At 63.0% G+C, this 22,973-nt stretch carries 24 protein-coding genes and 1 pseudogene; 9 read left to right on the top strand and 16 right to left on the bottom strand.

Annotated elements, in window-relative coordinates; all coding sequences use genetic code 11:
• Window positions 1-10 precede the first annotated feature (10 nt).
• The 4 genes from ABJF10_RS11400 to ABJF10_RS11385 are packed head-to-tail and all read right to left on the bottom strand — an operon-like array spanning window position 11 to window position 2,742.
• The gene (locus ABJF10_RS11400; protein ID WP_348544691.1) at window positions 11-472 is read right to left on the bottom strand and encodes a hypothetical protein; all 462 of its coding nucleotides are present in this window, start codon (window positions 470-472) and stop codon (window positions 11-13) included.
• Window positions 447-1,352, bottom strand: a complete 906-nt coding sequence (locus ABJF10_RS11395) for an FAD:protein FMN transferase (RefSeq protein ID WP_348544690.1) — start codon at window positions 1,350-1,352, stop codon at window positions 447-449. Before ABJF10_RS11395 ends, ABJF10_RS11400 begins: the two co-directional genes overlap by 26 nt.
• Window positions 1,333-1,854, bottom strand: coding sequence for an FMN-binding protein (locus ABJF10_RS11390; RefSeq protein WP_348544689.1), 522 nt, complete (start codon window positions 1,852-1,854; stop codon window positions 1,333-1,335). Before ABJF10_RS11390 ends, ABJF10_RS11395 begins: the two co-directional genes overlap by 20 nt.
• Window positions 1,855-1,869: 15 nt before the next feature.
• On the bottom strand, window positions 1,870-2,742 hold the full coding sequence (locus ABJF10_RS11385; RefSeq protein ID WP_348544688.1) for a DUF6662 family protein: 873 nt from the start codon (window positions 2,740-2,742) through the stop codon (window positions 1,870-1,872).
• Window positions 2,743-3,272: 530 nt separating this feature from the next.
• Between ABJF10_RS11385 and ABJF10_RS11380 the strand changes: the two genes are divergently transcribed.
• Window positions 3,273-4,991, top strand: coding sequence for a DUF4175 family protein (locus ABJF10_RS11380; protein WP_348544687.1), 1,719 nt, complete (start codon window positions 3,273-3,275; stop codon window positions 4,989-4,991).
• Window positions 4,992-5,174: 183 nt separating this feature from the next.
• On the top strand, window positions 5,175-7,886 hold the full coding sequence (locus ABJF10_RS11375) for a hypothetical protein (RefSeq protein ID WP_348544686.1): 2,712 nt from the start codon (window positions 5,175-5,177) through the stop codon (window positions 7,884-7,886).
• Between the two features lie 104 nt (window positions 7,887-7,990).
• Here the strand turns inward: ABJF10_RS11375 and ABJF10_RS11370 are convergent, their stop codons facing one another.
• The 6 genes from ABJF10_RS11370 to cysK all read right to left on the bottom strand — a co-directional run bounded on the left by ABJF10_RS11370 (window position 7,991) and on the right by cysK (window position 12,959).
• A complete protein-coding gene (locus ABJF10_RS11370; RefSeq protein WP_348544685.1) occupies window positions 7,991-8,428 on the bottom strand; it encodes a metallophosphoesterase family protein in 438 nt (145 codons plus the stop codon).
• Window positions 8,429-8,459: 31 nt separating this feature from the next.
• Window positions 8,460-8,939 carry a DUF4174 domain-containing protein gene (locus tag ABJF10_RS11365; RefSeq protein WP_348544684.1) on the bottom strand — a complete coding sequence of 160 codons (480 nt, stop codon included), beginning with the start codon at window positions 8,937-8,939 and terminating at the stop codon, window positions 8,460-8,462.
• Between the two features lie 7 nt (window positions 8,940-8,946).
• Window positions 8,947-9,507 carry a ribosome recycling factor gene (frr, locus tag ABJF10_RS11360; RefSeq protein ID WP_348544683.1) on the bottom strand — a complete coding sequence of 187 codons (561 nt, stop codon included), beginning with the start codon at window positions 9,505-9,507 and terminating at the stop codon, window positions 8,947-8,949.
• A gap of 8 nt (window positions 9,508-9,515) precedes the next feature.
• On the bottom strand, window positions 9,516-10,274 hold the full coding sequence (gene pyrH, locus ABJF10_RS11355; RefSeq protein ID WP_348544682.1) for a UMP kinase: 759 nt from the start codon (window positions 10,272-10,274) through the stop codon (window positions 9,516-9,518).
• 689 nt (window positions 10,275-10,963) lie between these two features.
• Window positions 10,964-11,578: a CAP domain-containing protein gene (locus ABJF10_RS11350; RefSeq protein ID WP_348544681.1), complete on the bottom strand. Its 615-nt coding sequence runs from the start codon at window positions 11,576-11,578 to the stop codon at window positions 10,964-10,966.
• 385 nt (window positions 11,579-11,963) lie between these two features.
• Complete coding sequence (gene cysK / locus ABJF10_RS11345; protein WP_348544680.1) at window positions 11,964-12,959, bottom strand: cysteine synthase A; 996 nt, start codon at window positions 12,957-12,959, stop codon at window positions 11,964-11,966.
• A 171-nt stretch (window positions 12,960-13,130) separates the two neighbouring features.
• Between cysK and ABJF10_RS11340 the strand changes: the two genes are divergently transcribed.
• The 4 genes from ABJF10_RS11340 (at window position 13,131) to rpe (ending at window position 15,354) form a co-directional block, all read left to right on the top strand.
• Window positions 13,131-13,418: a 4a-hydroxytetrahydrobiopterin dehydratase gene (locus tag ABJF10_RS11340; RefSeq protein WP_348544679.1), complete on the top strand. Its 288-nt coding sequence runs from the start codon at window positions 13,131-13,133 to the stop codon at window positions 13,416-13,418.
• Between the two features lie 13 nt (window positions 13,419-13,431).
• A complete protein-coding gene (locus tag ABJF10_RS11335; protein ID WP_348544678.1) occupies window positions 13,432-13,566 on the top strand; it encodes a hypothetical protein in 135 nt (44 codons plus the stop codon).
• A 9-nt stretch (window positions 13,567-13,575) separates the two neighbouring features.
• Window positions 13,576-14,556, top strand: a complete 981-nt coding sequence (locus ABJF10_RS11330) for a magnesium transporter (RefSeq protein WP_348544677.1) — start codon at window positions 13,576-13,578, stop codon at window positions 14,554-14,556.
• Window positions 14,557-14,697: 141 nt separating this feature from the next.
• Complete coding sequence (gene rpe, locus ABJF10_RS11325) at window positions 14,698-15,354, top strand: ribulose-phosphate 3-epimerase (RefSeq protein WP_348544676.1); 657 nt, start codon at window positions 14,698-14,700, stop codon at window positions 15,352-15,354.
• A gap of 18 nt (window positions 15,355-15,372) precedes the next feature.
• Here rpe and ABJF10_RS11320 read toward each other — a convergent pair whose 3' ends face one another.
• From ABJF10_RS11320 to ABJF10_RS11300, 5 genes are all read right to left on the bottom strand, one after another.
• Entirely contained in the window at window positions 15,373-15,795 is a 423-nt protein-coding gene (locus ABJF10_RS11320; RefSeq protein WP_348544675.1) for a hypothetical protein, read from the bottom strand.
• A gap of 508 nt (window positions 15,796-16,303) precedes the next feature.
• Window positions 16,304-17,596 (bottom strand): folylpolyglutamate synthase/dihydrofolate synthase family protein, encoded by a 1,293-nt coding sequence (locus tag ABJF10_RS11315; protein ID WP_348544674.1) that lies wholly within the window; start codon window positions 17,594-17,596, stop codon window positions 16,304-16,306.
• A 44-nt stretch (window positions 17,597-17,640) separates the two neighbouring features.
• Window positions 17,641-18,471 (bottom strand): acetyl-CoA carboxylase, carboxyltransferase subunit beta, encoded by an 831-nt coding sequence (gene accD, locus ABJF10_RS11310; RefSeq protein WP_348544673.1) that lies wholly within the window; start codon window positions 18,469-18,471, stop codon window positions 17,641-17,643.
• Window positions 18,472-18,494: 23 nt separating this feature from the next.
• Window positions 18,495-19,226 (bottom strand): ComF family protein, encoded by a 732-nt coding sequence (locus ABJF10_RS11305; RefSeq protein ID WP_348544672.1) that lies wholly within the window; start codon window positions 19,224-19,226, stop codon window positions 18,495-18,497.
• The gene (locus ABJF10_RS11300) at window positions 19,192-20,088 is read right to left on the bottom strand and encodes a CPBP family intramembrane glutamic endopeptidase (protein ID WP_348544671.1); all 897 of its coding nucleotides are present in this window, start codon (window positions 20,086-20,088) and stop codon (window positions 19,192-19,194) included. Before ABJF10_RS11300 ends, ABJF10_RS11305 begins: the two co-directional genes overlap by 35 nt.
• Window positions 20,089-20,138: 50 nt before the next feature.
• Here ABJF10_RS11300 and ABJF10_RS11295 point away from each other — a divergent pair, with 50 nt between their 5' ends.
• The 3 genes from ABJF10_RS11295 (at window position 20,139) to ABJF10_RS11285 (ending at window position 22,693) form a co-directional block, all read left to right on the top strand.
• Entirely contained in the window at window positions 20,139-20,432 is a 294-nt protein-coding gene (locus tag ABJF10_RS11295; protein ID WP_348544670.1) for a hypothetical protein, read from the top strand.
• Window positions 20,433-20,558: 126 nt separating this feature from the next.
• Window positions 20,559-21,851: an adenosylmethionine--8-amino-7-oxononanoate transaminase gene (gene bioA, locus ABJF10_RS11290; RefSeq protein WP_348544669.1), complete on the top strand. Its 1,293-nt coding sequence runs from the start codon at window positions 20,559-20,561 to the stop codon at window positions 21,849-21,851.
• Between the two features lie 53 nt (window positions 21,852-21,904).
• Complete coding sequence (locus tag ABJF10_RS11285) at window positions 21,905-22,693, top strand: dienelactone hydrolase family protein (RefSeq protein ID WP_348544668.1); 789 nt, start codon at window positions 21,905-21,907, stop codon at window positions 22,691-22,693.
• Between the two features lie 15 nt (window positions 22,694-22,708).
• On the opposite strand, the pseudogene ABJF10_RS11280 reads toward ABJF10_RS11285, so the two are convergent.
• A pseudogene (locus ABJF10_RS11280) lies at window positions 22,709-22,973 on the bottom strand (hypothetical protein); the annotation flags it as partial.

Raw genomic sequence — 22,973 nt, 5'->3', positions numbered from 1 at the left:
GCTGCGCCGTTCATTCCCGCGTCCGCTGCCGCATTTTCTGTTCGTGTAGGTGGCGGATGATGATGCGGCCGGCGATGACGTGCGCGGGCAGCAGGACGAGCGTGCCGAGGCCGATCCAGCCATGCCAGCGGATGAGCCACGCGCGAAAATCCTCGTCGGCGGCGTAGTACAGGCCGTACCCGGTGGCGACCAGAAAGGCGTTGAGCGCGAGTAACAGGGAGCCGGAGAGCCGGTTCTTCGCGGCTTTCCAACCGCGCTTCACGTGGGCGGTCAGCGCGCCAAGCACGAGCAGCGCGATCATCGCCGCGCCGCCGTGGACCTTCCGCGAGAGCGCGGGAATCTTCTCCCAGCGCGGGTTGTCGGGCAATAGTTCGGGAAACATCAGCGCCGCACCCGTGAGCAGGAGCACGCCAAAGGCGAGATACACCACCGCCTTGAGTGGGCGGCTAAGACGAAAGCTCGAGCGCTGCATGCCAGCGGGGACTGCACCTTTCCTCACCCGAGGTCGTAAAAAAAATCGCGTCCGCAGAAAAGTGTTGGAGTGTGGCGAGTGCGGCCTCGCCGCGCAGCATCACCACTTTGGTGAGTGCGTCGGCCAGCATCGCCTGGCGCGCGCGCACGGTCGCCGAGAGCACCTGGGTGACTCGTTGGCCGGTGTGGGGATCGATGATCGGCGCCAGTGTTTGACCCGGCTGCCAACGCTCCGCGAAATAGTGTGCGGAAGTGGCCAGCGCGGCGTTGCGCAAGGGCAGGGAACGGTGGGCGGCCTGGGGCAGTTCCGGGTGCCGGATGGCGACCCGCTGCTCGCCACCGAAGACCCGCAAATCTCCGCCGGCATTGACCAGTCCCCGCGGCACACCCGCACGCCGCAGCGCGGCCACCGCCCGGTCGACCGCAAATCCCTTGGCGATCCCGCCGAGGTCCAGGCACACGCCGGCACGGCGAAAACGCACGTGGCGATCAGGCAGTAATTGCACGTCTGCGAAGCTCGCGAATGGAGCCCCAGCCGCCGCCGGGGCATCCCCCGGCAGAAAGCCGAGCGCCTGCAAATGCGGCGCCACCGTCACGTCGAAAACCCCCTCGGAAACCCGATGCACCTCTGCGGCTGCGGCGAGCACGCGAAAGGTCCACGCATCCACCTGCACCGCCCGGCGGGCCGCCTCGCGATTGAGCCGCGAGAGCATGCTCTCCGGATCGTGGAAGCTCATGCGGCGCTGTACTTCCTCCACCACCGCGAAAGCGGCCTCGATGGCGCGATGGGCCTCTCCTTCCGGGAGACCGCCGGCGGCTATTTCGACAAATGTGCCGAGCAGCGGGCGCGCCCGCCGGACCTCACTTGAGCGCGATGTCATAGAGCGCACAAGCCCGCCGCACGCCCTCGGTCACGTGCCGGCTCGACAGTGTCGCGCCGCTGATATTCTTGACGTCCTGGTCGAGGCGCAGCGGATCCTTCGCTGTTTTGCCGGTGAATTGCGCCCGCCATTTCGCGTCGCGCACTTCGCCGCCGTACGACTCCCGGTACTCCATGATCTCGATCTGCTTCACCGCCCCACTGGCCGTCAGCCCCACGGCAAACGTGATGTACTCATGCTTGCCCAGGACTTCGTCGACGATGAACCACCCGCCGCCCGCGACGCGCCAGACTTGCGGGTCTTTGCGGAGCCGCAGGTCGCTCGCCTTCTCGATCGCTTTCTTTTGATCGGCCGTCAGCTTCCCGCCCCAAGGCGTGCACGTCGCCCCCGGGAAGATCGCTTTCTGTGCCTGGTCGGCGGTGAAATAGACGGTGCCGAAACACGGTGCGGAGGTGCTGAGCACCAGCGCCGCAGGGACGGCAAAAGTTTTCCAATCGGACATAGATCGGCGACCAGGCTAGAAGTTAAAGCCGACCTTGAAACGGATCTCGTGCCGGGTCTCTTCGGCGAAGGTCTGGGTGCGGGGCAGTTCGTCGATCCCGTGGCCGTAGATCTGATAGTTGTAGCTCAGCGTCACCCACCAGCGTTCCGTGGCGTAGTGGATCGCCGGGCCGGCGTAGACCACCGAGTGCTCGAAGAGGTTGAAGTTGAAGAGCGGCCATTCCCCGCGGGCGTGGCCTTCCAGGCCCACGAACCACTTCGGCGCGATGCGGTAGGTAACGCCGACGCCGCCCTGCAGGGAGAACTCCTTGTAGTATTGTTCCGCCGGATCCTTGCCCCAGGCCCACTCCCCGCCGAAATTCAGCTCGGTGATGAGGGTGTCGTCGAGGAAGTTCTTCTGCACGATGATCTCCGGTGCGACGTAAATCTCGTGCTCGAGCAGGCCGGCCACTTCATCGTGTAGCAACCAGCCGGTCTCGAGGCGCACCGCGAGTCCGAAGGGATCCTTGAAAGGGCTCAGGATGCGATATTTCGTCGTGCCTTCGAAGCCGCCGAAGGTCAGGTGATTGGTGTCGTCCAGTTCCTCGACGCCGCGGTTGTAGATGTAGCGATTGACCAGCGACAGGCTGCCCTGGAGTTTGTCGGTAAAGCCGTATTCGACCTCGGTGTCCGAATCCCAGCCGCGATACACCCCCACGTCCTTGCCGGTGCGCAGCGTCACTGTTTGATAGACATCGTAGTGCCCTTTCGGGAGCGTTTCCGCGCCACGGACAAAGCCGAAAAGATTTTCGTCGGCGCGGGCCGGGGGATTGCCGCCCAGCGCAAGCGCGAGGGCGAGGAGGCCGGTGCCCTGCGTAAGGAGGGAGAGGATGGAAAAGGAGCGCTTCATAGAAGCGCACACTTCACTCGAAAGGGGCGGCGTTCCGCGCTCTTCAGATTGCGGTTCTTGTGCTCGGAATTGCGGTGCGGGCATTTCCCAGCACCCCGTTGATTTTGACTTTTTACAATACCGTGGTAGGGTCAGCGCTTCAGGTGGGGTGGGGGAGGCTGGGAGGGAATCCGAAGTTGCGGCGGGAAAGGGGTGAGGCTCTTTGGCATATCCAAAACGGAGTAGATTTATGCAAATCAGATGCAACAAGACCAAGGCGTTTGCGGTTCGGTGGGCAGGGTGGGTTGTCTTGATCGGCCCGGGCTGCCTTCGGAGTAAGGTCAAGGCGGGTCTAGGCCAGTCAAGGCTGGTCTAGGCTCAAATTTTAGAGGACTGCATGCCTTGCAGTGCGGTGCCGCCGCGGGTGTAGTTGCAAATGAGCGGCATTAACCGGTTGGTCAGGTCCCCTTTGTGTTCGGCGTTTTCATTCCGCTGATTTTCCCGCTCATGGGAAGTTGAGGTTGCCAGCGGATTCTCCTAGCTTACGGGCCGTGCCCTCCGCCGTCGACACCCCCGCGCCTCCCATCCGCCCGCTGGCTTGGGATGATGCGCGCGAAATCCTCGCCCGGATTCGCCAGTTGCGCGGACGCCATGGGCGAGTGGCGTTCTGCACTGGTCTGGGGATGATGATCACCGCCCTGTGTGCCTGGCTGGTCGCCGAGACGGTCACGGACTTTCTGGTCAATCTGCCGATCGTCGCCCGACTGGTCTTTTTCATCGCCGGTGTCGGCGGGGCGCTGGCCCTGCTCGGCTGGTTTGGCCTCCGCCCGTGGCGCCAGCGCCTGGGGGATGAAGCGGTGGCCCTCATGATCGAGCGGGCGCTCCCCGCCTTTCGCTCGCGCTTCATTGCCACGGTGCAATTGGCGAAGACCCGCGACGAGGGGGTCTCGCCCGTCCTGGTGAAGGCGCTCCTCGCCGAGACCACCGCCCTGGCGGCGACGATGGATTTTTCCGCGGTCATCGATACCCGCCGCCTCCGGCGGTGGCTCAAGATCGCGGCCAGTGCGCTCCTGGCGGTGGCCGTGCTCGCGAAAATCGGCGACAGCAAAACCTGGCCGCTCGTCCGCCGCGCCCTGCTCTCGCTCGGTCCGGTGCCGCGCAAGACGCTCCTCCGCGAAGTCAGCGCGCCGCGCGTCATCGCCATTGGCGATGCGTGGCGCGTCGAGGTGGTGGGCGGCGGCCTCGTGCCGCCAGGCGGGCGCCTCGTCTTGAAGATGGGCTCCGGCCGACATCAGGAGTTCGAACTGCCGCGGGAATCGGATGCGCCGCCCACCTTCGTCCGCACCTTGCAGAGCATGCAGGAGTCGTTTGACTACCGCGTCGCGCTCGGCGATGCGGAGAGCGACAGCGTGCACGTGAAAGTGAAGCCGCCCCCCAGCGTCGCGAGCATCGAGTGCCGGCAGATCTTTCCCAAATACACGCGCCTGCCCGCGCAGCGGCGCGCCTTGGGCGACTTGAAGATTCTCGCCGGCAGCCGGCTCGCCCTCAAGGTCCGCGCCAGCGCGACCATGAAGTCCGGCGAGATTCGCCTCCTGGGGCCGGATCACCAGAAGGTCGTCAAGGCGATGCCGCTCGTCCTCGATGCGAAAGACCACACTCAACTCGTGGGGGAGATCGAGATCCCGGCCAGGGACGTGGACGGGCTGACCTTGCATCTCGTGGATGACGACGAGATCGAATCGCGCGGCGCGGCGATTTATCCGCTCGAAGTGCTGCCCGATGCGGTGCCGACGATCCGGATTCTCTGGCCCGAGCGGCGCGAGGAATTGCTCACCCGCGAGGCCACGATGCTCCTCTCCTTTGTCGCGAAGGACGATTACGGCGTGGCCAAAGTGCGGCTGAACTACGCCGTCGATTGGGTCGAAGGCGCGCCGCACCAGACCATCGATCTCGACGTCGGCAGCGCGCTGCCCAAGGAGATCAACCGCCGTTTCAACTGGAGCATCGGACGGATCACCCCGCACGTGGAGGAAGGGAGTGTGATCGATTATTGGTTTGAAGTGTTCGACGCCAATGACATCACCGGGCCGGGCGTGGGCGCCACCGAGCACATGCAGGCGCGCGTCGTCAGCGACACGGACAAGCGCGCCGACCTGGCCAGCCGCTTGAGCGACACGATAGAAGGGCTCAACGGCGTGAAGCACGGCCAGGAGGACGTGAATCAGCAACTCGGTGAGATCATCTTCGAAAAGCCGCCGGCCAAACCATGAAGGAGCGATGAGAATGAACCACGAAGGCACGAAGACACCAAGGAAAGAGCAGCCCTTGGTGTCTTCGTGCCTTCGTGGTAAAAATGAATGGGTCGTGCGCGGGAGACGCTTCCCGCCGACCTGCCGGATAGGTGGTTTGACTCTAGGGGCACGGAATGGGACACTCAACGCGGTCTTCCCACTATGAAATGCCTGCCACTCTTCCTCGCGCTCGCGTGCGGCATCATCCCGGCGACCCGCGCCGAAGACGCCGCGCCGGCCGAACGCATCCGCCAGGGGGAGGCGCGGCAGCAGCAACTGCGCGGCGAAGCGCAAAAGCTCGTCGACCAACTCGACAGCATGCTGGACGAGTATCAGCGCAATGCCCTCGGCGGGGAGGACACGAAGACCTTGCAGACTTTGCGCAATTCGCTGGCGAAGCTTTCGGTCGATGAGATGAAGCAAGTCGTGGATCTGCTGGAGCGAGCACGCGCGGCGACCAATGCAGGTGAGGCGAAGCAACGCGTGGCCGATGCCTACTCCAGCCAGAAAGCGATCCTCACGCAGATGTCCAAACTGCTCGCCCAGCACCAGCGCGATCAGCAGAGCGCGGAGATCGCCCAGCAACTCGCTTTGCTCGCGGAGCGACAGGCGGTGAATTTGCAAAATGGCATCACGCTGGGCCAATGGACGGATGGGAAAAAGCCCGAGAATTTCGAGGCGGCGATGCAGGCGAATCTGCAGGGCCAGCAGGCCGAGCAGGCGGCGATCGCCGAGGAACTGAAGGTCCTCGCGCAACGCGTGACCGCCTTCGCGCGGGACCCGGATAACGGCAACGATGCGGCCCGGTTTCGCCAAGGGATGGAGGCGATTCAAAAAGTGCAGCCGAATGTGGACACGGCCGCCGCGGCGTTGAAGGAGGGACAACTATTCAAAGCCGTCGGCGATGAAAAGACCGCGCGCGATGCGATGCGGCGGCTCGCGAAAGACATCGCCCCGCCACTGGAGCGCTCGGAAGCATTGCGTGCGGCGCAGAAAGAATTGACCAAAGTCATCGAGGATCAAAAGGAAGTGGCGAAGGACACGGCGAAAGCAGCGGGGGAGACGGATTTCGATCGCTTCGCCGAGGAGCAAAAGAAGGTCAATCCCAAGCTGGCCAGGCTGACGCGTGAACAGTTGCGCAAGGACGCCCACTTGCAGGCGCAATTCAACGCGCAGAAAAACGGGCGGCCCGACCAATTGGCCGAACAGGAAAACAAGCAGGGCGAAGTGGCTGCGCGCAGCGACGAAATCGCGCAGAACCTGGCGAAGACCGTCCCCGAGGGGGCGCAGGATGTGAAAGAGGCGACGGAGAAGATGCAGGAAGCACGCGGCGCGATGTCCGACAAGAAAGGCGCCGCAGCGGCGAAAAATACGCAACAGGCGCTCGCCGCGATGCAGAAAGCGGAGGCGAAATTGCAGCAGGAGCTGGCGAAAGCCGAGGCGCTCGCCGGCAAGTCGGGCGACCCGGTGAAGGATTTGCAGGCCTTGCAGCAGCAGGCGCAGGCCCTCGCGCAACAACAGGCCGAGGCGGCGAAGAATCCGGACAAGGCGGCCCAGCCGGCCCTGGCGGAGAAGGTCAAGGAATTGGCCAAACAAGCCGCCGCGATGGCGCCGGCCGCCGCGCCCGCCGCGCAGCAAGCGGCCGCCAATGCGCAAAAGGCCGCGCAAGCCGCCCAGGCCGGACAACCCGCCGCGGCCGCGCCAGCGCAACAAGCGGCGGCGCAGGATCTCGCGCAAGCGGCGCAGCAAATCGCGCAACAGGCTGCCGCTGCGCAAAAGGCGCAACAGCAAGCGATCGACGCCCAGCAAGCCGAGAAGCAACTCGCCGAGATCATCATCGAACAACAGAAATTGCAGGTCGATACCGCGAAGGGCGCGCTCCTTTCCGAGAAACGGAAAGCGACCAAGTCGACGGATTTCAAGGGCCAGCCGGAGCGGCAGGAGGGGATTGCCAACCAAACCGCGACCTTCGCCCAGAGCCTTCCGCCCGATGCGCCCGCCGTGAACTCGGCGCTCGATGCGGCTCAGTCGGCCATGAGCGATGCGAAGACGGCGCTCCAGAAGCCCGATGTCCAAGTGGCAAAATTTGGCGAAGCGCTGGCCTTGGAGAAACTGTATGCGGCGCAAGAGGCCTTGCAGGCCGTGATCGCGCAAGCTCAGCAGCCCAACGCCCCGCCGAATGCCGCCGCACAACAAGCGGTCGCCGCGCAACTGGCGCAGGCTCAGGAACAGATTGCCCAGGCCAACGAAGCCTTGCAGCAGGCCCAGCAGCCCGGCCAGCCCGTCGCCGCGCAGCAGCAGGCGGCTCAAAAGGCTGCTGCCGAGCTTGCTAAAGCCTCGGCTCAAGCCGGGCAGGCGGCAGCTCAAGTGATGCCGCCCAATGGCGCCGCGCAACAGGCCGCACAAAACGGCGCGCAAGCCGCTGCCCAGGCCGCCGCCGCCGCCGCGGCGCAGAATCTTCCCGAGGCCCAGGCGAAGGCCCAGGCCGCGCAACAGGCGCTCGCGCAAGCTCAAGCCACGCTGGCCCAGTCTCAAGCAGGGCTCGCCGCTGCGAATGGCAACTCCAGCATGCCTGCGTCCACGGGCAGTCCGTCTCCCGGGAAACCCGGTTCACAACCCGGCAAGACTCCAGGTAAATCAAGCGGCCCTCCCGGAACGGAAGGTGCGCAGGAATATCAGCCGCCCACTGGCAACGAAACGGTGCAGGTCGAGACGCGCAACATCGCCGCCCGCAAATCCGCCTTCACCGCGCTGCCCGCCCGCGAGCGCGCCGTGATCGAGCAAGCGCAGGCGGAAAAATACCCCGAGGAATACGGCGCCCAGGTCGAGCAGTACCTGCTCAACCTCGCCCGCGAAAGCGCGGCGAAGAAGTAAGGGGCGAGTGGCGCGAAAGCGCTTCCAAAACACTGTCATCCTGAGCTTGCGAAGGACCTCCAATATCCTTCTTCCTCTTCAGCGTTGCATCCGTGCGATGACGATCAAACGCGCACCAATTCCCACTCCACGCCCGACTTCGCATCCAGCCGCAGCCACGCACAGCTCGCGGGCGCCCCGCGGTTGGGGCGGGTGATGCAGCCGGGATTGAGGAAGCGCACGCCACCGATGGTTTCATCGCGCGGGACGTGGGTGTGGCCGTGGAGAAAGAAGTCGGAGCCGGCCGGCGCGATGCGCGAAGGAATGTGTTCGAGGTGAAAGCGATGGCCTGCGAGTTGAAAATCGAGCGTCAGTGGCCACGCGGCGCACTCGTCGCAGTTGCCGCGGACGACACGAATCTTCGGGCCGAGCATTTGCAACGTGTCGATGATCGATGGCAGGCACACATCCCCGAGATGCCAGATTTCATCCGCCTCGGCGATGGCCGCGGTCACCTTTGATGGCAGGCGATCGTGGGTGTCCGAGATGACCGCGATCCGCATGGCGAATGAACTGCGGGTCGCGCCGGAACGCTCAGCGTCCCGTGTTCGACTGCACCGCGTAGGAATTCTGGATCACGTCGCGCACACGCTCCGCACCGATCACCTTGCTTGTCTGGTAATCGACGTTCCCGTCCTTGCCGATGATGACGATGTTGAACTTGTCCTTCTCCGGCATCCCATAGGCGCTGGCCACCGCGGCGCCATTGTTCGCGACGACGAATGGAATGTCCGACTTCACCGGACCGGAATCCTCGATGAAGGCGGCGACGAAGATCACCTGCTTGTTGGCGAACTGCTGATAGATCTCCTTGAGAACTTTGACCTGCTTCTTGAAGTCGCCGTTCTTCGGGGACTTCGCGATGACGATCACGACCGGCTGGCCGCGCACGCCTTTCAGCGACTGGTTTTTGCCGATGCCAGGGAAGGTAAAATCGGGCGCGAGTCGGAGTACCGCCGCCGGAGCGGTGGCGAGGGTGCAGACGAGAGTGAGAGCGAGCAGGAGCGGGCGCATGGCGTAGTCAGACTTTGAGAATTTCGGCTTCCTTGGAGTTGATGGAGTCATCGATTTTTTTCGTGAAGCCATCGGTGAGTTTCTGGATTTCCTTTTCGTAGCTGGTCAGGTCGTCCTCGGTGATCTTCCCGTCCTTCTGCGCTTTCTTCAGCGCGTCGATGCCCTCCCGGCGCGACGAGCGAACCCGCACGCGCGCCTCTTCGGCCATCTGCTTGATGCCCTTGACGAGGTCCTTGCGGCGTTCCTCGGAAAGCGCGGGTATTGGCAGCCGGATGATCTTCCCATCGACCGCCGGGTTGATCCCGAGCTTCGATTCCTTGATCGCTTTCTCGATGTCTTTCGTCGTGCTGGCGTCGAAGGGCTGGATGACCAGCAGCCGCGGCTCGGGCGTGGTGATCAGCGCGAGCTGTTTCAGCTTCATCGAAGAGCCGTACGCCTCGACATCGATATTTTCCACGAGCGCGGGCGAAGCCTTGCCCGTGCGGACTGTGGCAAACTCGTGCTGCATGTATTCGAAGCCCTTTTCCATTGCGGCCTCGGTTTCGAGGAGAATTTCGTCAGGATCCATGGCAAAAATTATTCAGAGGTGACCAGCGTGCCCACAGTCTTCCCGAGGACGACGCGCTTGATGTTGTCGGACTTCATCATGTCGAAAACGATAATCGGCATTTTGTTGTCCATGCAAAGGCTGAACGCAGTGGAATCCATCACCGAAAGCCGCTTGCCGAGCGCCTCGCCGTAGGTGATGCGATCGTATTTGGTGGCCTTCGGATCTTTGAAGGGATCCGCGGTGTAAATGCCATCGACCTTGGTCGCTTTCAAGATGACCTCGGCCCCGATTTCGTTGGCGCGCAGGGCCGCCGTGGTGTCGGTGGAGAAAAACGGGTTGCCCGTGCCGGCCACAAATATGACGATCTTCCCGTCCTCGAGTTGGTCGATCGCCTTCCGCCGGATGAAGGGTTCGGCCACGTTGTCCATCTTGATCGCCGTCTGCACCCGGGTCGGCAGGCCCATTTGCTCCAGGGCGCTTTGCAAGGCGAGGCCATTGATCACTGTGGCCAGCATGCCCATGTAGTCCGCCGTGGTGCGCTCCATTCCGCGATGCGAAGCTGAAAGTCCGCGCCAGATATTCCCCCCGCCGATGACCACGGCCACTTGGACGCCCAGGTTGTGCACGTCCCGGATCTGCGAACAAACCTGCTGGACGATCTCCGGCGAGATATTGTCCATGCTGCCCCGCGCTTTCAGGGCCTCGCCGCTCAATTTCAAGACGATGCGCTTGTATTTGGGCTTGAGGATTTTCGCGGTTTTCTTGCGGGCGGTCGGCTTGGGCATCGCGCGCCGATAGAACACGAAGCCCGCGCCGCTTGGGAAGGGAAATTACGTTGAAACGACGGAGTGGACGGTCAGTTCTGAGAGCTTGGTTTCTAGGCTGAATCGACATTCAGGGTCATAATCCATGGGGAACCGGGCGAACTACGGGAACCACCATCGAAGGTGCGTGCCGCTCCCGGGCGTGCGCTTTCGCCCGGCAAAAGTCGCGACGAGTGAATTTTCCGCAATGGAGCCAATGGAACCAATGGGGCCAATGGGGCCAATGGGGCCATGCACATTTTGCGCCGAGTTGTGCGACACTTCTCCGCATGAACTCGAGGATTCCCATTCCGCTCCTCACGGCAGGATCGCCCACTTCCCGTCGGCCATCCGCCAGAAACGAATCGCCCGAGTCGCCCGGCAGTGTTCCCAGCCTGGAAAACACCGCCCCGCAAGTCGAGACGCCCCCAGGCGAAGAAAGGGGAGTCGATTTAAGGTGCCTTAAGCCGCCTTAAGCCGAATTTAAGGTGCGAGTTTTTTTCAGAGGCCTTGATCGCCAGCCAGGCGGTGCTCACGAATCCCCAAGAGGGCGCGTCCGACACCGTGTGTGGGAGGGGTGCCGCGGCGCCGGCGTCATGGGAAAGTGAACGCAGTCTGGCTCTCAGTCTCCGAAGCCGCCACACTAGGCCCTAAGCACCAAGCACTCGCTTTCAGAGCGGAGCGACCGGCGAGCCCGAACGGCTGGCCACCTTGCCCGGCGTCTCGACGAAACCACCAGCGAAATCGATCACGCACATGGCGCCGTAGGTGGCGTGAAAGCCACTGGCCGCACCGGCCACGCGAAAGTCGCTGCTGAAGATATTCTTGCGATGCCCGCGACCGCTCACGCCGTCGTCCACGATGAGCCGAATCACCACCGCCCGGGCGTCATGCACGCCGTAGTCGATGTTCTCGCCCGCCCGGCCGATCCACTTGCCAAACTGGGCCATGCGGTCCCAAGGCTGGCTGCCATTGCCACTCTTGTGGCCGCGGCCACCGACCGGTCCCATCTCCAGCACGTGGCTCAGCGCGCTACTTGACATGCCGTTCGAGGACGCCAAGGGCGCCAGAGGCTTGGCCTTCTGCAGAAAGTGGATGGCGTCATTCACTGCGCGATCGCCCTCAACTCCGTGATAACCAGCCATTTGACTGGCGACGATCTGGGCGTATTGCTGGGGCGCCGTGCGGGCGAGATTCATTTCGGCGATGACTTGCTCAGAGAGTTCGTTCGCGTGCGCGGCGAGCGGAGCAATGACAATAGCGAGTAAAGGAAACAGAAATTTCACAATTGCTGTAAAGCAGGGGCGGTGCCAATTTTTCATATACCCTGCTATTGAGAGACCCGGCGGCGTTGTGACGCGTCCTCGCGAAAATAGTTTCAGAAAGTGAAAATAACGACATGGATCAGGAGGAATAAATCGACATAAGTGGCTGAAAATCAGAGTGAAATACGGCGTGTAGGACTAAGAGCTACGAATGACCGCGACGAGGATGCGGGCTGTCTCCCCGTCCTCATCAGCCGAAAAGAACGAACTTCCTCGGCCATCCGCCGGCCCAATCAGGCCAGGAAAAGTACGCAATTCTGCGAATCCCTACTCAACGACGCAAAAACGCGCGCCGAGAACCCGGCGCGCGTCTCTGTAAAGCAGTGCTTCTTCTCTGAAGGATCGACTACCCGCCGACCTCAGCCTTCGCCTCTGCCGCCAGCGCGGTGGACAGATAGCGCTCACCCGTCGAACAAGCGATCGTCACGATCAGCTTGCCCTTGTTTTCCGGCCGCTTGGCGACCTGGCAGGCGGCCCACACGTTCGCTCCCGTGCTGATGCCGGCCAGGATGCCCTCTTCCTTGGCCAGACGGCGCGCAATGGCAAACGAGTCATCATTCGTCACCTGGACGCATTCCACGATCTGTGGATTTCCCGCGCTGTCCTTGAGGTGCAGGTTGTTCGGCACAAAGCCCGCGCCCGTGCCCTGGATTTTGTGCGGTCCCGGCTTCACCGGTTGTCCGGCCAATGTCTGCGAAATGACCGGCGAATCCTTCGGCTCCACGGCAATCGCCGTGAAAGAGGGCTTCTTCGCCTTGATCACTTCCGTCACGCCCGTGATCGTCCCGCCCGTGCCCACCGCCGCCACCAGGATGTCGATCTCCCCGTCCGTGTCTTCCCACAATTCCACCGCGGTCGTCGTCTTGTGAATCTCCGGGTTGGCCGGGTTGTTGAACTGCTGCGGAATCCAGGAGTTCGGCGTGTTCTTCGCCAGGTCCTCGGCGCGCGCAATGGCGCCTTTCATGCCCTCGGCGCCCGGCGTCAGCACCAGCTTGGCACCCAGCATCGCGAGCAAGGTGCGGCGTTCGAGCGACATCGTTTCCGGCATGGTGAGGATGAGCTTGTAGCCCTTGGCCGCGGCCACGAAGGCCAGCGCGATGCCGGTGTTGCCGCTCGTCGGCTCGATGATCACCGTGTCGGCGTTGAGCACCCCGCGTTTCTCGGCGTCCGCGATCATCGCCATGCCGATACGATCTTTCACGCTGCCCAGCGGATTGAAGAATTCGAGTTTGAGGGCGATCGTCGTGCTCGGGTCCACGCCGAGGCTGGCGGGGATCTTGTTCAGTTTCACCAGTGGCGTGCGGCCGACGGTCTCGATGATGTTGTTGTAGATTTTACCCATAAGAATTGTTGGCTGAAGGTTCGTCAGTGACAGGGGCGGTTTTCCTACTCCCGCAGTGGGGAATTGGCAAGGGGGTTATTTTCCCCAGTGTCCGCACGAAAGAAACGCATTTTGTTTTTGAAATGCGAATGACGAGTGCTACTGCTCCCACACACCCAATCCAACCGACTTATGGCCGACCTGCTTACCGCTCAAGATATCAAAACGTGGCTCAAAAAATTGCCCAACTGGGACCTCGAAAAAAAGCACATCGAGCGCGTCTTCGAGTTCGATGATTTTTCCCAGGCCATCGAGTTCGTCAATGGCGTGGCCGAGATCGCCGAGGAAGACGATCATCATCCCGACATCGATATCCGCTACAGCAAGGTGACGCTGCGGCTCTCCACCCACAGCGAGGGCGGCCTTACCGACCTCGACTTCGAGGTCGCCGAGAAGATCGACACGCTCGTCGACGAATAGACGGGCGCGTGTGATGCCCGAGCCTACGCCCCTGCGAGTTTACCTCAGCGCACTGGCGACGCTCGTGCTCGCCGTCGCGGTCTGGTGGTTCGTCGAGTGGCGCAGTGCGCCCCCGCCGCCCCCCAATATCGAGATCCCCGGCCGGTAGGAGCGCGCCATGGCGGAACCGGCTCACTTTCGCGAACCAATCCTCGCGCATGCCCGCCGGGACTTTGCCCTGCTGCGTGAGTCGATGACCGTCGACGAGGCGCTCGCCGCCATCCGCCAGCACGGCGTCGGCGAACGCCTCATCTACTTCTATGTCGCCGCTGCGGATGGCCGCCTCGCCGGCGTGCTGCCTACGCGCCGTCTCCTCGCGTCTCCGCCGGAATCGAAGCTCGGCGACTTGATGATTCGCAAGGTCGTCACCATCCCGGCCACGGCCACGCTGCTGGATGCCCTGGAACTGTTCGTCCTCTACAAATTCTTCGCCTTCCCCGTCGTCGATGCCGACCGCAAGGTCATCGCCGTCGTCGACGTCAGCAGCTTCACCGAGGAAGTGATGGATTTCACCGAGCCGGAAAAGGTGAACGACATGTTCGAGACGCTCGGCTTTCACATCACCCAAGTGCGCGAGGCCTCCGCCTTCCGTGCCTTCCGCCTCCGCTTTCCGTGGCTGCTCGCCACCATCGGCAGTGGCACCACGGGTGCGCTCCTCGCCGGCTTCTTCGAGGCCACGCTCGCCCGCGCCATCATCCTCTCGTTCTTCCTCGCCCTTGTGCTGGCGCTCGCCGAATCCGTCAGCATCCAGTCCATGACGCTCACCCTTCAAGCCCTGCGCGCCGTGAAGCCCACCTGGGGTTGGTTTTGGACGAACACCCGCCGCGAACTCGTCATCGCCGTCCTCATCGGGCTGGGGTGCGGCGCCATCGTCTTCTGCATAGCCTTTTTCTGGCGCGGCACCGCCCTCGCCGCCGGCGTCATTGCCGCCACCATCATCGGCGGCGCGATCATTGCCTGCCTCTCCGGCCTCATCGTCCCCTCCGTCCTGCATGCCCTGAAACTCGACCCTAAGATCGCCGCCGGCCCGATCACCCTCGCCCTCGCGGATGTCCTCACCCTCCTCCTCTACTTCAGCCTCGCGACCTGGCTGCTGTAACTGAAGGCAGAACATCCAACGCCAACATCCAACAAAGGATCTCGCACCGTCCGTCGCTTGCGCCATTGGATGTTGGATGTTCCGTCCCCCGTTTCCCCCGCTTGCCACCCGCCCCGCTTCGCGCTACGCACACCCGTGTCCATGCCCACCCACTCCATCGTCGTCGCCCCATCCATTCTCGCCTGTGATTTCGGGAGGTTGCACGAGGAGGTTCGTCGCGCCGAAGCCGCCGGCGCCGACTGGCTGCACCTCGACATCATGGACGGCCATTTCGTGGACAACATTTCCTTCGGCCCGGCCTTCGTCGATTCCGTGGCCAAAGTCGCCACCGTGCCCATCGACGTGCACCTCATGGTCGAGCATCCCGACCACTATTTCCCCCGCTTCGTCAAAAGCGCCGCCAACATTACCGTCCATGTCGAGGCGCACCACGACGTCCGTCAGACCCTCGCCGCCATCCGTGCGACTGGCCGCACCTGCGGACTCTCCTTGCGCCCCGCGACCTCGTTCGACGCCGTTGTTCCCTATCTCGACCAGATCGACGTTCTCCTCGTCATGACCGTCGTCCCCGGCTTCGGTGGCCAGCCCTTCATGCCGGAGATGATGGCCAAGGTCCAAGCTGGCCGGGAAGCACGCGAGGCGCGTGGCCTCCAGTACCGCATCGAAGTGGATGGAGGCATCAACGACCAGACTGCCGCCCTGTCGATCGAACAGGGAGCCGATACCCTGGTCGCCGGTACGTCCGTCTTCGGTGCGCCCGACATGGCCGAGGCCGTTCGCAAAGTGCGCGGGGCGTAAACACGCACCCAACCACAACTACTGCGTGCTCCGCTCCGGAGCCGGCTGCGCTTGAAACAGCGCCAGAGCTTCTCCCGCCAAAAATAGTGACCCCGTGATCAACGTCTTCCGCGCGTCCGCTTGCGCGAAACGGAGCGCCGCCGGCAGATCCCGCACGGCGATGCACTCTTGCCGCGGCGCGATCTGCCCGATGGCCTTCGCCACTTCCAGCGGCGTCGCGGTGCGCGGATTCGGCACCGGCACCGTCATGATGCGCCCGGCAATGGGCAACAACGCCTCGCAAATCCCGCGCACGTCCTTGTCGCGCAGGATCCCTAGAATCAGGGACGCCCGCTTGTCTCCATACTTGAGACGCCATTTCTCCGCGAGATTCCGGGCGGCTTCCGGACTATCCGCGCTATCGATAACGAAGCGCTCGCCGATTTCTAAAAATGTTGGCAACGGATCCTGCTTGTTGTGGTTTGCGACGACGATTGGACGGTCTTCGACGGCTTCTTTCTTGTCAACCGTTCCTTCGACCCCAAAAATTCCGGCCGACGATGTGCTCTTTATCCCTGGAGAATCTGGCCAGTCTGCGATCGTGGATCAGGCGGAGGGTCGAAGGGCGGCGCCCGCTCCATGAGTGCGGAATTTCCGTCGGGCTTTCTCGAGGAAAGCCGTGTGCGTGTTTTTATCAGCGCCACCACTCAGGATTTGGCAACGGCGCGCGCGCGGGTGGCCATGGCACTGCGAGCCAAAGGCTTCGAGGTGGACTTCCAGCCGGAATTTGGTGTGCTGCCCGCCATCACGGTCCGGCTAATCCTTGCCGGAAAAATCCAATCGGCCTCGCACGTCGTTCATCTCGTGGGCTTGCGCTACGGTACCGCCCCGCTTCCCGAGGGCGGCTCACCTCCGGAGAGCTATACCCAGATGGAGGCCAGGATGGCGATGGAGGTGGGCCGGCCGCTCTTCATTGCATGCTGGGTGGATCAGGAACGATGCGGGGATCGAGAAATGCAGTCGCTTCGCCGATCAGAAAGAGAGAGCCTGCGACCAAGATGGGGTCGGGAAAACCGCCGGCCATTTTCATCGCCTCGCGGATACTACTCGCGATCAGGCATTCCGTTTTGGGCGATAGCCCGGTGATAGCCTGCTGAAGGCGTCCCGGCGGCAAGGTTCGCGGATTGTTGACCCCGGTGGCGATGATGCGTTTGCTGAGAGGGAGCAGATGCCGGACGATCTCCACCGCATCTTTGTCGCCCATCACGCAGAGGATCAACGTCGCCTGCGTAGTTCCAAATTGCTCTTGCCACGCGACCGCGAGCTCCCGGGCAGCGTGCGGATTGTGCGCGCCGTCGAGGACGAGATCAGGTCGGGCGAATTGAAACCGTCCCGGCCATTGGACCGCGGCCAGCGCCTGTTTGCGCACTGCGCTGGACACGGCAAGATCCGGCCGTTGATCGCCTGCCGCTTTCACCGCGTGTTCCGCCAGGTAGGCATTCCGGCGCTGGTAGCGCCCGGCCAGAGACAACGGGCCTTCGTACTCGCCACTGGCAAAATGGAGGAGACATCCCACCTGGCCAGCCACTCCAGCCAGGGCCGCTGCGACAGGCCCGGATTGCGCCGCGGAGACGACGGGGACGCCCGCCTTGAAGATCCCGGCTTTTTCGCCCGCGATTTCCTCCAGCGTTGAGCCGAGATATTGTTGATGATCGAGCGCAATTGGCGTGACGACGCAAACGGTTGGGCAAACGATATTCGTCGCGTCCAGCCGACCGCCGAGCCCTACTTCCCAGACTACCACCTCTGGCGACTGCTTTTGAAACCACCACAGGGCGAGCGCGGTGAGGATTTCAAAAAAAGTAAGCTTCTCTTCCCATCCCGTTGCGGCCCTGCGCACCAAACCGAGGCCTGTGGTGACGGCGTCCACCGGGATCATGGTGCCGTCAACGCGAATGCGTTCGCGAATCGTGTTAAGGTGGGGGGAAGAATAGAAGGCCGTCCGCCGTCCCGTCGTGCGATAAATCGCGTCGAGCATCGCGCAAACCGAGCCCTTGCCATTGGTGCCGGCGACATGCAGCCACGCCGGGTGCCGGCCGGTCGGATCCAGGTGGATGTCCATGATCCGGCAAAGCCTCAGCATGTTGTCGAGGCCGAGTTGAATGCCGTGCAACTGAAACGTATAAAGCCAGTCCAGCGCAGCCCGGTAAGCAGGATCTTCCGGCCCGGGGCTGGCTGTGGAAGGCGGAAAATCGGAGGGCACGAAACGCTTTGCGAGTCAGATCTGGGAGGGGCTTGTGCGGCTGATCAAACGAGGTAACCGAGCAGGTTGCTCAGCGTGTCCCGGAGCTTTTTCCGGTGCACGATCATATCGACCAGACCGTGTTCCTCGAGGAATTCCGAGGTCTGGAAATTGGGCGGCAGGTCTTGGTGCGTCGTCTCGCGAATCACCCGCGGCCCGGCAAAACCGATCATTGCCTTCGGCTCGGCAATGTTCACGTCGCCGACGGTGGCAAAGCTTGCGCTCACTCCGCCCGTGGTCGGATGCGTGAGCACTGAGATATATGGCAGCCCGGCCTTGGCATGCAGGGCCAGCGCGCCACAGGTCTTGGCCATTTGCAATAGGCTCAGCATGCCTTCATACATCCGCGCACCGCCGGAGGCGGAGACGATGACGACGGGCAGCCGTTCCTTGGTCGCACGCTCCACGCAGCGGGTGAGTTTCTCACCCACCACCGAGCCCATGGTGGCGGCGATGAAATTGAAATCCAGGGCCGAGATCGCCAGGCGCTGGTCCTCGATCTTGCCGAAGCCGCTGAGCACCGCGTCCTTGAGTCCCGTCTTTTTCTGGTAGCTCTTCAGCCGCTCGGTATAGCTGGCCATGCCGGTAAATTTCAGCGTGTCGACCGAGGTCATGTTCGCGTCGTGCTCCTCGAACGAATCGGGATCGAGCAGCATCTCCAGCCGCTCGCGGGCGCTCTGCGTGAAATGATGGTCGCATTTCGGGCACACGCGGAAGTTCTGCACGAGTTCCAGGTTGTGCACCATTTCGTTGCAACTCGGGCACTTCTGCCACAAGCCCTCGGGGAAATCGCGCTTCTTGTCGGAGTTGAAATTAGGTTTTTTGAAAATACCCATAGGTCGGGAGTGGTTTTGAGAGTTCAGCCGCGGGCCACGGTGACGACCCGCACGGAGGCGGCGCCAGCCTGGCGGAGGACGCGCGCGCACTCCTCCACGGTCGAACCCGTGGTGAAGACGTCGTCCACTAAAATGAGATGGCGGCTATGCACAGCAGAAGCATGTCGCACGCGGAAGGCGTTGCGCAAGTTTTCCATCCGTTCGTCTCTGTCCAGCCGGGTCTGGGTGGTGGTGTAACGAATGCGTTTCAGGGCCTTCAACACCGGCTTCCCGGCGCGCTTGGCCAGTAGTTTGGCGAGGACTTCGGCCTGGTTGAAATCGCGTTCCCGGTAGCGGGCGGTGTGCAAGGGCACGGGCACCAGCGCGTCAAAAGACTGTGCCGCGATGCGTTCGTCCTCGAGCGTTTCAGCCAGCCAATGGGCGAGGGGATGCCGCAGATAAAAGTGCCGCTCATATTTGAAGCGATGGATGAACTCGCGCACGACACCCCGGCTGCGATAGCGGGCGACGGCGCAGGTGAAGTGCAATTTCCGGTCTTTGCACTGGGCGCATACGAAGGAGTCGTCGATGGCACCATCGAAAGGCTGCGAGCATTGCCGGCAAAAGGGCGCCTCGATTTTCGATGCCTGCCCGGCACACGCCAGGCACAAATGCTCTCCCGAAGCAGTATCCGCCAGGCACTTCGCGCAGTGCGGCGGATAGAGCGCGTTGAGAAACGCCTCACCGGCCAGTCGCAGCGCGTCCGCGATTTTCATAGACGGTGTAGAGCACCACGAGGAGCCAGCCGAGGAAGAGGATGCCCACGGGCACGAGCCCGATCTGCAATTCCCGGCCGATCCACGGGAGGTGCGTCTCGCGGCGCTTGGACAGTACCGCAAAGCTCATCTTCACGAAGACCACGCCCGCGTGCAGTCCGATGCTCATCCACAACGACCGCGTGCGCAGCCGGGCATCGCCGCACAGCCAGCCCAGCATGAAGAGCGTGGTAAATCCCGCGAGCAAGGTCTGCGGTTCGGCGAATTGATGAAAGGCGTGTGGCATCAACACGAAACCGGACAACCAGGTAATCTGCCCCGGATCGAAGGTCTCATCGGGCTTCAGGAAATGCACGATGGCGAAGAGCGTCGAGACCCAGAAAAGCGCGGCGTAGGGCGACAACGACCGCCGCGCCAGCCCCAGGATGCCCCCGCGGAAAAGCGCTTCCTCGAGGATTGCGACCGTGGCTGCCGAGAGCGCGAGGAGCGGCAGTTTCCCCCAAGGCAGGTCGGCGCGAAAGCGATACACCCCGAAATGTACGTAAGCGAAAGCCATCGCCCCCACGCCCAGCGCGGCAATGACGAACCCCACCAGCAAATGCCGCCCCCAGCGCGCATCCGGCTCCAGCCCCAGGTCGCGCCAACCGCTCACTCGCAGCCAGCGCACCGTGGGCCAGAGCAGCGCGATGGCCGCGATCATCGCCGCGCGGTTGAAGAATTTCTGAAACTTGAACTCCGCCAACACCTTCAGGATCCCATGCCCCGCCAGCCATTGCGCTCCCCAGTACAGCGGCGGCGCCAGCAACGCGCCCAGCACGATGACGGCAATCAAATAGGCAAAAATCTTGGCGATGTCTTTCAAGGGGTGCGTATTCTTGCCAAAACCATCGCCCGCTCCACCAAAATTCCCCAATGCGCAATCTCCACGTCTGGAAAACTACTACCGAAGAAGGCGAGAAACGCGAAGTGCGCGCCGAGAAATTCAGCAAGAAATGGCGCCTCCAGGCGAAGGTGAAGGGCGAGGACCGGTGGACTTATTACGATGAGCCGCTGCTCGCCGACCTGATTGAATTGCGCGGCGTGCTCTTCCGCAAATACCAGCGCAAACATCTTTCCTTCGAGGATGTGGCGGCGATTGAGAAATTGATCACTGATCGCGGCGGCACGTGGGAGGAGCCGAGTGAAGAAGATCCGGCCGATGAATAGGCGTTGTCGCGAGGGGAAGTGTGCAAGGCGGTGTAGGGCGCGTGTCCTCACGCGCCGGGCGCAGGCTTCGTTCGCAGCGCAATCCCAGCGCGTGGGGACACGCGCCCTACACCCCGTTGATCACGCATGACTCCGGGCGAATCCAACGACACCGTCCCTCTCGACAAGGCGCACCTCTGGCACCCTTTCACGCAGCATTGCGATTGGAATGCGCCGGAGCATGAACCGCTCGTGCTCGTCTCCGGCCAGGGCGCCGTCCTGCACGACAGCGCGGGCCGGGGGTACATCGACGGCAATTCCTCCATCTGGACCAACCTGCATGGACATCGGCACCCAAAAATCGATGCCGCCATCCGGGCGCAACTCGATCGGGTCGCGCACACTTCCTTTCTCGGCTTCACGCATCCGCTCGCCGCGGAGCTCGCCCGGGAGCTCGTCGCGCTCTGGCCCACGGAGACACTGACCCGTGTCTTTTTCTCCGACAACGGTTCCACCGCCGTCGAAGTCGCGCTGAAGATGGCTGTCCAATTCTGGCAGCAGACCGGCCATCCCGAGCGCACGCGCTTCGTCGCCTTCACCGGCGCCTACCATGGCGATACCATGGGCGCTTCCAGCCTCGGTGGCATCGCCACTTTTCACGGGCGTTTTTCGACGTGGCAATTCCCGGCGGAACATGTGGCGTCGCTTGCGGAGTTGCGGTCGCTGGAGGCGACGACGATCGCCGCGGTCGTCATCGAGCCGCTCATCCAGGGCGCGGCCGGCATGCGCCTCTGGCCGCGCGGCATGCTCGCCGAGTTGCGCCGCTGGTGCGATGCGCACGGCGTGTTGCTGATCCTCGATGAGGTGATGACCGGCTTCGGCCGCACCGGCCGGATGTTCGCCTGCGAGCACGAGGGCGTGGTGCCCGATTTCATCGCCCTGGCCAAGGGGCTCACCGGCGGCTACCTCCCGCTGGCCGCCACCCTCACTACCGAACGCATCTTCAACGCCTTCCTCGGCGGCCCGGAGCGCACGCTCTACTACGGCCACAGCTACACCGCCAATCCGCTCGGTTGCGCCGCCGCGCTGGCAAGCCTCGCCATCTTCCGCGACGAGCATGTGCTTGAAGCGCTCGCCCCGAGGATCGAATTATTCGCCCGGTTGCTCGCCGAACTCCGCCAGCAACCGCATGTCTCCGAAGTCCGGCAATGCGGCTTCATCGCCGGCATCGAACTCCGCCGGACTGTCGACGAGCCGTACCTGCCCGACCAGATGATCGGCACCAAAGTATGCCTGGCCGCCCGCCAGCACGGCCTGCTTACCCGCCCGATCCGAGACACCATTGTGCTCATGCCGCAATATTGCATCACCGAACCCCAGCTCCGTGCCGCCCTAAAGGCCCTGTCGACCGCCGTTCACGAAGTCTGCGGCCACTCGTGAGTCAGGCGTCCACCAGCCCCCCGTTCTACGAAGTCGAGTAGCCCTACACCACCATGAAAATCACCGCCCTCCTTTCCCTCGCCGCCATTGCCCTGGCGACGTTTACCGCCTCCGCCCAGGCGAAGATCAAAACCGAGGTCGTCGAATACAAATCCGGCGACACCACATTGCAAGGCTTCCTCGCCTACGACGACGCCAACGCCCAGCCCCGCCCGGGCGTCCTGCTCATTCACGACTGGATGGGTGTGGAGGGCTACGCCGAGAGCCGCGCCAAGCAACTCGCCGAGCTCGGCTATGTCGCCTTCGCCGCGGACATCTACGGCAAGGGCGTTCGCCCCGCCGACCCGAAACAGGCCGGCGCCCTCGCCGGAAAATACAAGGGCGATCGCGCGCTCTATCGCGAGCGCCTCAAGGCCGGCATGGCCCAGATCACGGGCAATAAGCTGGTCGCTCCCGGCAAGGTGGCCGTCATCGGCTACTGCTTCGGCGGCACCGGCGCGCTGGAGTTGGCGCGCAGCGGCGCGGCCTTGAAGGGCGTCGTCACCTTCCATGGCGGTCTCAGCACCCCGACGCCCGCCGACGCGAAGAACATCAAGTGTCCCGTACTCATTCTGCACGGCGCCGACGATCCGTTCGTAAACCCTGATGAAGTTGCCGCCTTCAAGAAAGAGATGGAGGACGCGAAAGTGAAATACACCTTCATCGCCTACCCCGGCGCCGTCCACGCCTTCACCCGCCCCGACGTCGGCACCGACAACAGCAAAGGCGTCGCCTACAACGAAGCCGCCGACAAGAAGTCCTGGGCGGAGATGAAGAAGTTCTTCAGCCAGATCTTCTCGTAAGCCGAATACCGGCGGCTACTCGCGCACGAACTTCGCCGCAAAAGCGCCATCGACTCCATCGACAAAGGGCAGCGTCCGCCGCGACTCGACGAAGCGCAGTGACGGCACCGCCGCACTGACCTTCTCGACGAGCTGATCGTTCTCCTCCGGCTCCAGGCTGCACGTGCTGTAGACCAGCGTGCCCCCGGGCTTGAGCAGTGTGGCCGTCCGCCGCAAGAGCGCGGACTGTTGCGCGGGCATGCGGAGGAAATCCTCGTCGGTGAGCCGCCAGCGCACATCG

It is taken from the genome of Chthoniobacter sp., assembly GCF_040003245.1.
Classification (GTDB): Bacteria; Verrucomicrobiota; Verrucomicrobiia; order Chthoniobacterales; family Chthoniobacteraceae; genus Chthoniobacter.
This window is presented reverse-complemented; position numbering and strand designations above follow the sequence as displayed.